This window comes from Mucilaginibacter sp. SJ (genome assembly GCF_028993635.1).
Lineage (GTDB): Bacteria > Bacteroidota > Bacteroidia > Sphingobacteriales > Sphingobacteriaceae > Mucilaginibacter.
Genome location: NZ_CP118631.1, coordinates 4,350,467 through 4,363,322, shown reverse-complemented (window position 1 = coordinate 4,363,322; position 12,856 = coordinate 4,350,467). Strand labels below are relative to the sequence as shown.

Genomic DNA, 12,856 nt, shown 5'->3' with positions numbered 1-12,856 from the left:
TTTAAAATGCAATGTGATGCTTTTGTTAATTATAGGGGATTGTTACAGAAGCCCCCTCTAAATCTCCCCCGGAAGGGGAGACTTTAAAGCCCTCCCTTCCGGGGAGGGTTTGGGTGGGGCTATGTTTACAAAATGCCCAAAACTTTGTAAGTTTAGCAAACCAATCATTAAACCTATAATCAATGAAACGCATCCTTTTATTGCCGCTTTTGCTGCTGTGCTGTTCTGTCATCGCTCAAAATAAAAATCTTGATGTTGTTGCTACTGACGCAGGTAAAGTATCAGGCTTAACCAACCAGGCGGGCGATGTGCGTATTTATAAAGGTATTCCCTTTGCAGCGCCACCGGTTGGTGATTTACGCTGGAAGGAACCGCAACCGGTAAAGCCCTGGGAGGGCGTTAAAAAATGTACCGAATTTGCGGCCAGCCCAATGCAGAGTAAACCAGACCCCTTTGGTGTTTACACCCGCGAGTTCCTGATCCCCTATGAGCCCATCAGCGAAGATTGTCTGTACCTGAACGTATGGACTGCCGCTAAAACGTTGTCAGAAAAACGCCCCGTACTGGTTTATATTTACGGCGGTGGTTTTGTAAGCGGCGGAGCAGGCGTACCCATTTATGATGGCGAGGCGATGGCTAAAAAGGGGATCATATTTGTGGTTATTAATTACCGCGTCGGGATTTTTGGTTTCTTCGCGCATCCCGAATTAACCAGGGAGTCGCCGCATAATGCATCAGGAAATTATGGCTTAATGGATCAGCTGGCTGCATTAAAATGGGTAAAACAGAATATAGCGGCTTTTGGTGGAGATCCGGATAAGGTTACCATAGCGGGGCAGTCGGCAGGTTCCATGAGTGTAAATTGTTTGGTGGCATCGCCATTAGGTAAAGGGCTGTTTAGTGGCGCAATTGCCGAAAGCGGGGCCAGTTTTATTAGTAAGCAAGGATCAGGCGGGTTGCGGGAAGCAGAGGCAGCCGGTGTAAAAATAACGACTGCCTTGGGTGCAAGCACCATTGCCGAACTAAGGAGCAAACCCGCTGCCGAACTGCTTGGCAAAGGCCAAAGCCGCCCGGTTATTGATGGCTATGTTTTACCCGCAACCATCGCTGATATTTTTAATGAGCATAAACAAAACGATGTGCCTGTACTTACCGGCTGGAACGAAGACGACGCTTTTGTAGGTCCGCCAAAAACTGCTGAAGAGTATAAAAAGATGATAAAAAGCCAATATGGTGCCGATGCTGATGCATTTTTAAAACTATATCCGGCGGGTTCAGACCAGGAAGCCGCGACCTCCCAAACACGGATAAACCGTGATCAGATCTTCGGGATGCAGAATTATACCTGGGCCAATGTGCAAAATGAAAAAGGGAAATCTAAAATTTATGTTTACCGTTTTACCCGCCGCCTGCCAGCCACTGCCGATTTTGTTAAATACGGCGCTTTCCATACCGGCGAGGTTGCTTATGCCTATGACAACCTCAAATTCCTGAACCGGCCATGGGAACCTGTCGATCAGCAACTGGCCAATACCATGAGCACTTACTGGGCTAATTTTGTTAAAACCGGTAACCCGAACGGGAAAGGCGTACCTGCATGGCCGGCTTATACAACAAGTTATAATAAAATAATGATATTGGGTGAGAAGCCGGGCGCAAAACCTTTGCCGGATAAAACCGCTTTGGATTTTATGGTGAAGAAGGCCAACGGAAAGTAATGCATAGGTAAAACCCCGGGATAATAAACGCTGCCAGATACATTTAGGTAGGGAAGTCTTAAACACCCCGCTTAAGAAACTGATGAGACAGCCAGGCTTGAAATGTTAGCGGATACCATAAAACAAAAGGATACGAAACTCCAGATTAATTAAATTGCTACCTATATTTTAATGAAAGAAACCCACCTTATCAAACAAAAATTTAAAAGCGCCATACGACGGGGAACCGGCGAAGCGTATTTACTACTGCAACGCTATCCCGGTATTGATTTTTCGGGAGAGATCATCAAAGCCTGCGTCAAAAACTTCTCGTACGACGGACAATGCGAAGGCAGCAGAGGGGTATATCTTTTTGAACTTATCGGCCTTTCGGGGAAAAAAGACAAAATAAAGAAAGCAGTATTAAAAGCCCTGCTAAAACCTCAGAAAGATACCTGGACACTGACACAGCTTTTCAGCCTGGCTAAAATGTTTGCCCGACAAGATGATGCCGAAGCCCGGAAAACTATTTACGATGCCTTTGTTCACAATCCTATTTGGCGATCGGATTGGGCCGGTACCTCAGACATTATACAACTTGATGGTATTGAAGGCTTGAAATTTATTGCCGAAGAATTTGGCAAACGCCTTGAAGCAGATCCGGAAGACTGGCAGGACGAGGACCTCATTAATCAATTTCAAAAAGAAAACCCGGAAACCGACACCTGGGCGCAACTGGGTATCAGTGCCAAACAAAATCGCTTTATAAAGATCTACATCGATTCGGTGAGGGAAAACATGGCACAGCGTGCCACAAAGGTAAAACCACCGGAACCCGTTTATAAAAATATAGTTGAGGAAACGCTGTTGAGACAAAGCCAACTTTGGTTTTACAATAGGAAACTAAAAAGCACCGAACTTAAATCAATCGGTCAGCAACTAATAATTGAACGAAAGAAAAGTAACCGGGAAAAATTACTTAAAATTTTTACAAAGCATCCATTTCCTCTTGAGAAAGAATTTCTTTTTGATTTGGCTTGTAAACATCCGGCAAGGAACAGAAGAGTTGTGACATTCGCTATTCAAGCGCTTGGCCTTTTTAAAAATAAAAGCATCAGGGAGTTTGCTTTAAAACAAATTGCTATTGGTAAACATCCAACATTATTTGTTGAGCTTTTAAAAGAAAATTATAAAAAGGGAGATCATAAACTGTTGACTGCCCTCATAGCAAACAGCAATAAAGGCATTGAATTAGAGGGTTTGATAATTGACATTACTAATATCTATTATGCCAATAAAACTCCGGAATGCCGGGAGCCATTGGAGGCACTTTATGATAAACACAACTGCGGTATGTGCCGGAAACATGTTGTTGAAATATTAAAGAACAATAATGTGCTAAGTGAGCGAATAAAAAATGAGATCAGGTTTGATTGCAATGAGGATACGCGGAAACTGTATAATTGACCATATTATTCCGATAATCCTGTTTGTGTATACTTAGCTCCAACTTTACCAATGAATAACAAGGCATTGTGTAATAATGTAACAAAAAAATTCCCCTCTTAAAAATTTGGATAATAAAACTTAAATCACTTATCTTCGTTAATTACCAAAACGCAAGACTATGTAAGCAGAGGGCTTACATAGTCTTGTTTGCTTTTATAAGCATTGCGTCCTTTCTTAAAACAGGGAAGGGCGGTTTTTTTTGGTTGATTAACAGTAATAATATTAATTAATTTTTGCGTTATGGCAGAGGTATCATACTATACCAAAGATGGTTTAGAGAAATTAAAAGAAGAACTACAGAGATTAAAAACAACCGGCCGTGCCGATATATCAAAAGCTATTGCTGAGGCACGTGACAAAGGCGATCTGTCGGAAAATGCCGAATACGATGCGGCTAAAGAAGCGCAGGGCTTACATGAGGCCAAAATAGCCCAGATGCAGGAAACACTGGCCAATGCGCGCCTGCTTGATGAATCAAAACTTGATGTATCGAAGGTGCTTGCATTGTCGATAGTAAAGATCAAGAACCTGAAAAACGGAGCTACCATGAGTTATCAGCTGGTATCAGAGAGTGAAGCCGATCTTAAAACCGGTAAAATCTCGGTAGCGTCGCCGATAGCTAAAGGCCTGCTTGGCAAAAAGGTTGGTGAAAAAACCGAGATCACCGTCCCTGCAGGTAAAATTGAATTCGAGATCCTGGAAATAAGCAGGTAATTAATTTAGGTGAGTGGTTGATTAGGTGAACGGTTAAGAAATTAAAGAAATGGTCACCCAATCTAATTATCTAACAAAATCAACTACTCACCAAATCAACGTAATCAACCATTCACTATCTATAATAAACCACTCACCAATAATGACCATCTTTTCAAAAATAGTTGCAGGCGAGATCCCCGCTTATAAAGTGGCCGAGAACGATGAATTTCTGGCTTTTTTGGATATTTTTCCGCTTACGGAAGGTCACCTGCTGGTGATCCCAAAGAAGGAGGTTGATTATCTTTTTGATTTGGACGATAATACTTATGCGGGCTTACAGCTATTTGCCAAAAAGGTAGCTCTCGGTTTAAAAAAGGCCGTTCCCTGCCCCCGGGTTGGTGTAGCTGTTATGGGCCTTGATGTGCCTCATGCGCATATCCATCTTATACCAATGAATGATATGAGCAGTATTAACTTTTCGCTCCCCAAACAAAAATTCACCCCCGAACAATTTAACGCCACCGCCGAGAAGATCAGACAGGCAATCGGTTAACAATTGGGATAACACTAATCAAGCTATTAGCTATAAGTTTTGCTCATGCTGCTTTTAGCTTATATATAAACAAAAAGGCCTCATCATAATATATGTGACGAGGCCTTTTTATGTTTAAAACTCTACATGTGCCCTTAACGAAAAGACATTTACCGGACCCCTGTCCTTATTATAGGCCGGGTTTAGCAAAAACTGGTAACCGGGTGTAAGCCAGAACTTTTTTTGATATGCGTTTATTTTATAATCAAGTTCGGCAATAAATTCGGTGCCGTAATTAAGCTTGCCATCGCCTATGATGAAACCGTAGCCGCCGGCTGCAAGATAATCACGATGGGCGTTTGAGATGCCGTTGGCTACAAAAGCAAGGCCCAGTTCGTCATCGCCGCGGTTCCATGAACTTCCTTTAAGTACGCCGCCAAAACTCAATGAACGGTCAATCTCGGTAAAATACCATGTTTGGGTCCTACCATCATTATAACTCACTTTGGCAAACACCCCAAAATCTTTGGTCAGATACTGGTCGGCGCTGATGCCGAAACCATATTTGTGCCTGCCATAAGCTTGTGTGGTATCAACATTGGGGGCAACGGGACTTTGCGCAAGCGCCAGGCGATAATCCCCCATTTTGCCATTGTTACGGAAACCTAAGACCCTGAAGGTACCTTTTTGGCCGTTAAGTGTATAGCGTTTTTCGTATTCTAAGGTCTGGGTGTTTGCCTTACCAATTTTCTGATCCCAGATAGCTCCGTTGGCGGTAGTGGTTGACATGGTAAAGGCAAAACGCAAGGTCCAGTTAGGTTGCCCTAATTCGGTATGGATCCCCATAACATACCCGCGGGTATTGGCGGGATAATCCCATGCGCCGTTATCCATTAAGCTCCAGTTCATGAACTGCGTACGCGGATCATGGCTAAATTCATTGCCGTCATAAAAATCGGCCATACCAAATTTACCTACGGTAACCGAAAAGTAACGCTTGCTTTTTAAACCGGCTAACTGGTTGGCATCATCGCTTATGGTGTCTTTATCCTTGCCCCATTCAAAGTTTTGGGTAAAATATAAGCGAGCGATATAGATCTTCGGCTCCGCGCCGCCTACGCGAAAAGTTTCGCCATTAGGGAAACCTGCCGCACCAAGCGTTTTGCTCAGGCCTGATCCACCCGAAAGTTCGGGGTTAAAATAGGCTTCGGCGCCCTTCCAGAGCCTTGCACCGCCAAAAAGCGTAGTGGTAATTGAGCTTTGTGTTTCTTCTTTGGTAAGTAAACTGTTATCGCCGTTATAATCGGCATGAAACGATGGTTTGTATTGGGTAATTACCGTTTGCTGGAAATGGAAGTTGAACCGCTGACGTTTAACTGTATCCTGCCCCAAAGCAACGGCGGTAATTAATACGGGTATTATAGTAAGTATAAGTTTTTTCATGGGCTGTCAATTTTGGCGCAAAAGTAAGCTTTCACGTTAACTTGAACCACATTCGTCAAAAAACTGTTTTAAATAATCCTCCATAAATGTATGCCTTTGTTCGGCAATTGCTTTACCGGCGGGAGTATTCATTTTATCCTTAAGTAATAATAGCTTTTCGTAAAAGTGATTAATAGTTGGGGCGGTAGTGTTTTTATATTCTTCCCTGGTCATGTTAAGGTTGGGCAGGATCTCTGGATTGTACAATTCGCGGCCTTTAAAACCTCCATAGGTAAAGGCGCGGGCAATGCCGATGGCTCCAATGGCATCCAGCCTGTCGGCATCCTGTACTACAGCCAGTTCGGGCGAATGAAAGGACTTTTTATCAAAGCTGGCCTTGAACGACATATGCCTGATGATCTGCTGCACATGCTCAGTAACACCGGTATCAACATTCATGCTTTGCAGGTAGTTGCCAGCAGTACGCGGACCAATCTCTTCATCGCCGTTATGAAACTTACTGTCGGCAATGTCATGCAGCAGGGCAGCAAGTTCAACTACCAGCTGATCGGTTTTTTCTGTTTGGTTGATGAGTTTCGCGTTTGTCCAAACGCGGTGAATATGCCACCAGTCGTGACCACCTTCGGCGTCCCTGAGCGTATTGCGCACAAAATTTGCAGTGGCTTCAATGAGTTTATTATGTTCCATCTTTTGCAAAGATACTAAGCAAAAGACAGAACAACCGGGTTGTGTATAAAACGTTAAGCAGCAGCTATTTTTTCTGTATCGATGAGTTCGGCAACTTCAATCTCCAAAATAGCGGCGATCTGAAAAAGCCTTTCGACGGTTATTTTTGTATAGCCTAACTCAATTTTGCTATACGCGTTTTGCGATATACCCAGCTTGGCGGCAAGGTACTCCTGGGTGTAATTCAGTCCTTCCCTTGTATGCCTTATGTTGGCAGCAATGGCCTTGATTTTGAAATTTAGCGCATCTTTCATCCATTTACATATTAATTCGTTTATAAATAACGAAAATAATGGGGTTATGGATTTCAAAATTTTTAATTTTTTTAATGGCTAACCAATTGAAAGGCTGATATTTTATACTTTTTTAATTAAAAATTAACACCCCCTTGTAACAGCAAGTATAAATACATAGGTTTTAACAACCATATTAATTAATAATAAAGACAAAAAAAGCGACAGACCGCAAAGTCTGTCGCTTTCAAATTCCTTTTTATTTAAAAAAAACTACTCGCCTAAATTGTAACTAACAATTACTGTGGGCAATAAAGTAGCCGTTTCAAGCGGTACCTGGTTATAAGATATGATTGGCTTGCGTTTGCTATAATAATCAAATGCCGCCTTTATAGTAGCATTGCTTGTATTTGCCGGGGCATTAAAGTTAATGGAAAACGGTAAAATAAAATCATGCAGTTTTTCGTGATCGGGGATGATCCATTTATGGTTTGACTTTTTTAGCGCCTCAATGATGGGTAATACCAGTATGGCATCATCCGCATAGTAAACAATTATTTTTTTGATCACGCCTTTTTCATCAGCGGTAAACTTAAACACCGCTGTTCCGCTTGCTTTCTTTTTAATGATTTCGGGTGATACAACAAGGCTGTCTTTAAAAAAGCGGTTCATGATAGGGCTGCCGCCCTGAAACGGAAATGCCAATTGTGCTTGTGCCTTAACCAGTACTGATGATAAAATAAGTGTTATAAATAACAAGATCTTTTTCATTTAATTTTCCTCTTTCGGTTCGCGTTTGCTGCCCTGGTATAATTCATACTCAAACAGGCGGCAATCAAGCTTACCATTATAAAATTCAATTTTACGGGCTGCCTTCAAGCCTATTTTTTTGGCCAGGTCAGGATTGCCCGTAAAAACATAACCATTATACCCAAGGCATTTCTTTTTCAGAAAATCGCCTATACGCTTATAGGTGATCTCGAGCTTAGTATGTACGCCCAAACGCTCACCGTATTCGGGGTTAAACATTACTACACCAGTTTCTGCCGGAACCCCGGTATCTTCAAAATCACAAACGGCAAAATCGATCAAATGTTCTACACCGGCCGTTCTGGCATTTTTGCGGGCGATGTCAACCGCGTCTTCAGAGATATCGGTGGCAATGATCTTAAAGCCGGTTTCTTTTTTTGCTTTATCTTTTAAATTGCGGCGTTCGGCAAAAAACACGGTTTCATCGTAACCCAATATGTGCATAAAACCATAATTCATCCTGAACAAGCCCGGAGATTTGTCAGTAGCCAGCAATGCTGCTTCAATTGCCAGGGTGCCCGAACCGCACATAGGGTTAATGAACGTGCTTTTCAGATCCCATTTAGTAGCCATAATGGTTGATGCTGCCAAAGCTTCGAGCATTGGTGCTTTACCCGGTATTTTACGGTAACTGTGCTTGGCCAGTGTTTCGCCCGATGTATCCAGGAAAATTTCAGCGCGGTCATCCTGCCAGTAAAGATGTACCAGGGTTTTATTAACCTCCGGGCCCGAATCCGGCCTGATGCCTTTGATAGATTTGATCCTGTCGGCAATGGCATCCTTTACCTTTACGTTGGCAAACAGCGGCGTAAGGATGTGCTCGTTATTTACATTTGATGATACCGAGAAATACCCGGTAAAATCAATCAGCTTTTCCCATTCAATGGTTACCAACCCATCATAAAGTTCTTTCGGGTCGCGGGCGGTAAAAGTTTTTAACGAATACAGGATCTGGCTTGCACAGCGCAGGTTTAAATTAAGCGGAATGGTATCTGTAACGGTACCTTTTAGTTCGACCCCTGTGGGGAAAACACGAACCGGCTCATAGCCTAAAGCTTCAACTTCCCGTTGCAGGTAGGTTGAAAGCCTTTTGTTACATGTAATTATGATTTTACTTTCGGTGTGGAAAACTTGCATATTAATTCGGTAAAATTAAGAATTAAAAAGCCCCTATTTTAATTTCTTAACTATTAACTTTACATTTTAAATTATTTGAAGACTAATTATGGAAGTTAAAGGTAAGGTACATGAAGTGTCGGCCACTCAGCAAGTAACCGATTCACTTAAAAAACGCGAACTTATACTTGAATATATTGAGAACCCTCAATACCCTGAATATTTAAAGTTTGAAGCTATACAGGATCGTTGCAATTTACTGGATAACGTAAAGGTTGGGGATGATGTAGAGGTTTCTTTTAATCTTAAAGGTCGCCCATGGACAGATAAAACCGGCAAAAAAAGCTATTTTAACTCATTGCAGTTATGGAGGGTTACGCCGCTGGCTGCTGCTAACAACGCGCCTGCCGCACCGCAATATGCAGCTCCTTCAGCTGATATCAGCTCATCGGCCGATGATGACGATCTGCCATTCTAAACAGAAAAGAATAAGCAAGATATTTCAAAAGGTCCTGATGAAGGGCCTTTTGTTGTTTATAAACTTTTGCTTTAAACATTAAACTTAATAAGCTTTTCTTAGCCGGTCTGCAAATTCATCAGGTAGCAGGCTTTGTTCAACTGCTTGCGCAGCCTTTTCAACATCATAAGCAACACGTATAAATTCAACCTGAATGCTGTTTGGATCAGAAGCAGAACTTATTTCGCTAAGCGTTAAAATCACATAACAGCCATCAGGGTTGCCATCTTTCGGCTTGCCGACAGAACCCAAATTGATAACGTGCCTGTAGTTGTTGTTATCATTGGTTTTGAGTATACGATGATAAGGCTTGTGCGAATGGCCGACACATAAAATGTCAGCATTTACTTCACTCATCATTTCTAACACGTAACTTTCATCCGTATCTTCTAAAACGTATTCGTCAACACTTCGGGTGCTGCCATGAGCCAGTACGATGTTTAACGCATCGTCATTTAATTTAAATTCCAGCCGGATATGAGCGGGAAGTGAGGCAAGATACTTCCTGCCATCAGCATCGATTAAATGATAGGCGTAGTTTTTACCTGGCTCGCTTAAACTTTGCCCGTTTGTTATCAGTTTTTTAATCTTAAGATCGTGGTTGCCTGCAAGCGTTGCAATATTGCACTTGCGGATTTCAGCAATCACCTCGTTCGGCCAAACATTGTAGCCAACGAGATCACCAAGGCAATAAACAGCATCGACGGAACGTATATCCAAATCTTTAAGCATGGCTTCCAACGCCGGAAGATTGGCATGGATATCAGAGAATAAAGCTATTTTCATCGATTACCCTTTGCGTAACATATCTGCATATTCATTCGGGAGCGGGCTGTCTTCAACCGCTTTGGCCGCTTTTTCGATATCGTAGTCAAAACGGATAAACTCAACCTGTACGCTGTCTTTATCTTTGATCGAGCTGTTTTCATTGATAAGCAACAGTACATAGCCGCCGCGTGGGTCTTTATCCTTTGGTTTGCCGACCGAACCGATATTGATTGCATGGCGGTAATGGGGATCTTCGGTTATTACCGATGGCAGGATCCGGTGATAAGGCTGATGCGTATGCCCAAAGCACATGATATCCGCATCCGCTTGCTCCATAATACGGATCAGGCTTTTCTCGTCGCGGTCTTCAAACAGATACTCGTTCACCTTGCGGGGGCTACCATGAACCAACAGCACATTAAGATGGTCGTTATTTAACTGAAACTCCAAACGGATATGAGCGGGCAGGGTACGCAAATAAGCCCGTTGTTCGTCTTTTACAACCTCGTTGGTATAAGCGATGGATACTTTGCCTAAAGCCTTTTCCTCGTCAGTCTTATAGGCGCAGCCGCAATCATCGCTGTGACGGCCAATCCCAAAGTCATAATTACCAGCTATGGTAGGGATGCCGCGTTTACGGATTTCATCGATCACCTCGTTAGGCCAAATGTTATAGCCAACAAGATCACCCAGGCAATAAATGGCATCGGTATTCCGGGTTGCCACATCGGTAAAAAAGGCTTCCAAAGCCGGAAGATTGGCATGGATATCAGAGAATAAAGCTATTTTCATTATTCTACAGCAGTTAAAGTTTTAGAAGTGTAATATTTTTTGCGGAAGTAAAAAGCAAGGTTTACCAACGCGATCAGCGCAGGCACTTCTACCAGTGGTCCGATAACCCCGGCAAACGCTTCACCGGAATTAATGCCGAATACGCCGATTGCTACGGCGATCGCCAACTCGAAATTGTTACCGGTGGCAGTAAACGCTATCGACGTACTTCTTGAATAATCGGCACCAAACGATTTACCGAGGAAAAAGGCGATCACAAACATGATAGCGAAGTAGATCACCAGCGGTATTGCGACCCGGACAACGTCCAGAGGAATTTGAACGATCAGGTTGCCTTTGAGACTGAACATCACCACAATAGTGAATAGTAAGGCGATCAGCGTTATGGGGGAAATGAACGGCACATATTTGGTTTGAAACCATTCTTCGCTCTTTATTTTGATTAAGGAATAACGGCTGATAACACCGGCGGCAAACGGTATCCCTAAATAGATACCAACGCTTTTTGCAATTTCGCCAATAGTAATATTGACGGCCAGTCCCCGCAAGCCAAATAATGGCGGCAATACCGTAACGAACAGGTAAGCATAAACGCTGTACAACAAAACCTGGAAGATGCTGTTCAAAGCGATCAGCCCGGCGGCATATTCGCGATTGCCCTCGGCCAGTTCATTCCACACCACCACCATCGCGATGCAACGGGCAAGGCCAATCAGTATCAAACCGACCATGTAAGCCGGATGGTCACGCAGTAAAGTGATTGCCAACATAAACATCAGTATCGGGCCAACTATCCAGTTAAGCACCAGGGAAGCACTTAGTACTTTGGTGTCCTTAAAAACCTGCCCCATATTCTCGTATTTAACTTTGGCAAGCGGCGGGTACATCATCAGGATCAGGCCAATAGCCAGGGGGATATTAGTTGTTCCGCTTGAAAAGGAATTGATGAACCCGGAAGTTGAAGGGATGAAATAGCCAATCCCTACGCCAATTGCCATAGCAAGGAAAATCCAGAGGGTTAGGTAACGATCAAGGAAACCTAATTTTTTACGTTCGGCCACCGGGGCGCAGTTGTTTGCTGACATGTGATTTACTGTATAGTTAATGTTTTAATGTGAAGTACATATTAAAACAGATCTTATTTAATGAATTATTACATTAAAGCAATATTGCGATTGATATTCGCAAAAAAAGCTCAGCAACAGCTATCATCACAATTTACCTCCACAAAAAACCTGGCAAGTAACGTTCTGTATTTTGACCAGGTTTGATTGTTGATACAGTAACACATACTGGTGCCTTCTATTTTTCCTTTTATGATCCCCACGTCTTTCAATTCTCTCAAATGTTGGGAAATGGTAGGTTGCGCGAGCCCAAGCAGATCGACCAGATCACTTCCGATACATTCATTGGCCTTGACCAGGTGTTCAATAATTGCAATACGGGCAGGGTGCGCCAATGCTTTTAACATTATTGCCAGCTCATTTTGTGCATCCGTAAAATTTGCTGTTTTTGTCACTCCCATATTGCAATATTACGATTGATTAGTGAAATAAAAAAGCTCTCGCCTGTTTATTTTTCAGATCCTTTAACCTCATGCTAAATTTTCTTTCACAAAGTTCGCTGAAAAGATTTTTATCATATCTCTTACCTCGCGGAATTTATCCATGATCTCATCCGGTGTACCTGTCGCTTTTGCAGGATCGGGAAAGTTTTGATGGAAGCGCTTCACATTGCCCGGGAAAAACGGACAGGCCTCATTGGCGTTATCACAAACAGTGATCACCATATCAAACGGAATGGCCGAATACTCATCCACATGGTTTGACGTGTGTTTTGAAATATCAATATGGTCTTCGGCCATTACTTGTATGGCTTTGGGATTAACGCCGTGTGTTTCGATCCCGGCGCTGTAGATATTTGCTTTCCCTCCGGCATAAAACCGTAAATAACCTTCGGCCAACTGGCTACGGCAGCTATTACCCGTGCATAGTACTAAAATGTTCTTCATGTTCTC

At 42.8% G+C, this 12,856-nt stretch carries 15 protein-coding genes; 5 read left to right on the top strand and 10 right to left on the bottom strand.

Annotated features, from left to right (window positions below):
• Positions 1-182: 182 nt before the first annotated feature.
• The 4 genes from MusilaSJ_RS17885 (at position 183) to MusilaSJ_RS17870 (ending at position 4,455) form a co-directional block, all read left to right on the top strand.
• Entirely contained in the window at positions 183-1,718 is a 1,536-nt protein-coding gene (locus MusilaSJ_RS17885) for a carboxylesterase/lipase family protein (RefSeq protein ID WP_274986245.1), read from the top strand.
• A 171-nt stretch (positions 1,719-1,889) separates the two neighbouring features.
• Entirely contained in the window at positions 1,890-3,164 is a 1,275-nt protein-coding gene (locus MusilaSJ_RS17880; RefSeq protein WP_274986244.1) for a hypothetical protein, read from the top strand.
• 282 nt (positions 3,165-3,446) lie between these two features.
• Positions 3,447-3,920 carry a transcription elongation factor GreA gene (gene greA, locus MusilaSJ_RS17875; protein WP_090530524.1) on the top strand — a complete coding sequence of 158 codons (474 nt, stop codon included), beginning with the start codon at positions 3,447-3,449 and terminating at the stop codon, positions 3,918-3,920.
• Positions 3,921-4,059: 139 nt separating this feature from the next.
• Positions 4,060-4,455, top strand: coding sequence for an HIT family protein (locus MusilaSJ_RS17870; protein WP_274990466.1), 396 nt, complete (start codon positions 4,060-4,062; stop codon positions 4,453-4,455).
• Positions 4,456-4,569: 114 nt separating this feature from the next.
• Here the strand turns inward: MusilaSJ_RS17870 and MusilaSJ_RS17865 are convergent, their stop codons facing one another.
• The 5 genes from MusilaSJ_RS17865 to MusilaSJ_RS17845 form a co-directional block, all read right to left on the bottom strand.
• A complete protein-coding gene (locus MusilaSJ_RS17865) occupies positions 4,570-5,877 on the bottom strand; it encodes a carbohydrate porin (RefSeq protein WP_274986243.1) in 1,308 nt (435 codons plus the stop codon).
• A gap of 36 nt (positions 5,878-5,913) precedes the next feature.
• Complete coding sequence (locus MusilaSJ_RS17860) at positions 5,914-6,564, bottom strand: HD domain-containing protein (protein ID WP_274986242.1); 651 nt, start codon at positions 6,562-6,564, stop codon at positions 5,914-5,916.
• A 53-nt stretch (positions 6,565-6,617) separates the two neighbouring features.
• On the bottom strand, positions 6,618-6,857 hold the full coding sequence (locus MusilaSJ_RS17855; protein WP_274986241.1) for a type II toxin-antitoxin system RelB family anti-toxin: 240 nt from the start codon (positions 6,855-6,857) through the stop codon (positions 6,618-6,620).
• 252 nt (positions 6,858-7,109) lie between these two features.
• Positions 7,110-7,607, bottom strand: a complete 498-nt coding sequence (locus MusilaSJ_RS17850) for a hypothetical protein (RefSeq protein WP_274986240.1) — start codon at positions 7,605-7,607, stop codon at positions 7,110-7,112.
• Complete coding sequence (locus MusilaSJ_RS17845) at positions 7,608-8,783, bottom strand: THUMP domain-containing class I SAM-dependent RNA methyltransferase (RefSeq protein ID WP_274986239.1); 1,176 nt, start codon at positions 8,781-8,783, stop codon at positions 7,608-7,610.
• Between the two features lie 88 nt (positions 8,784-8,871).
• Between MusilaSJ_RS17845 and MusilaSJ_RS17840 the strand changes: the two genes are divergently transcribed.
• Entirely contained in the window at positions 8,872-9,240 is a 369-nt protein-coding gene (locus MusilaSJ_RS17840) for a DUF3127 domain-containing protein (RefSeq protein ID WP_274986238.1), read from the top strand.
• Between the two features lie 84 nt (positions 9,241-9,324).
• Here MusilaSJ_RS17840 and MusilaSJ_RS17835 read toward each other — a convergent pair whose 3' ends face one another.
• The 5 genes from MusilaSJ_RS17835 to MusilaSJ_RS17815 form a co-directional block, all read right to left on the bottom strand.
• The gene (locus MusilaSJ_RS17835; RefSeq protein WP_274986237.1) at positions 9,325-10,065 is read right to left on the bottom strand and encodes a metallophosphoesterase family protein; all 741 of its coding nucleotides are present in this window, start codon (positions 10,063-10,065) and stop codon (positions 9,325-9,327) included.
• Between the two features lie 3 nt (positions 10,066-10,068).
• The gene (locus MusilaSJ_RS17830) at positions 10,069-10,839 is read right to left on the bottom strand and encodes a metallophosphoesterase family protein (protein WP_274986236.1); all 771 of its coding nucleotides are present in this window, start codon (positions 10,837-10,839) and stop codon (positions 10,069-10,071) included.
• Positions 10,839-11,924 carry an ACR3 family arsenite efflux transporter gene (arsB, locus tag MusilaSJ_RS17825; protein ID WP_274986235.1) on the bottom strand — a complete coding sequence of 362 codons (1,086 nt, stop codon included), beginning with the start codon at positions 11,922-11,924 and terminating at the stop codon, positions 10,839-10,841. Before arsB ends, MusilaSJ_RS17830 begins: the two co-directional genes overlap by 1 nt.
• A gap of 110 nt (positions 11,925-12,034) precedes the next feature.
• A complete protein-coding gene (locus MusilaSJ_RS17820; protein WP_274986234.1) occupies positions 12,035-12,364 on the bottom strand; it encodes an ArsR/SmtB family transcription factor in 330 nt (109 codons plus the stop codon).
• A 69-nt stretch (positions 12,365-12,433) separates the two neighbouring features.
• Positions 12,434-12,850: an arsenate reductase ArsC gene (locus tag MusilaSJ_RS17815; RefSeq protein ID WP_274986233.1), complete on the bottom strand. Its 417-nt coding sequence runs from the start codon at positions 12,848-12,850 to the stop codon at positions 12,434-12,436.
• Between the last annotated feature and the right edge of the window lie 6 nt (positions 12,851-12,856).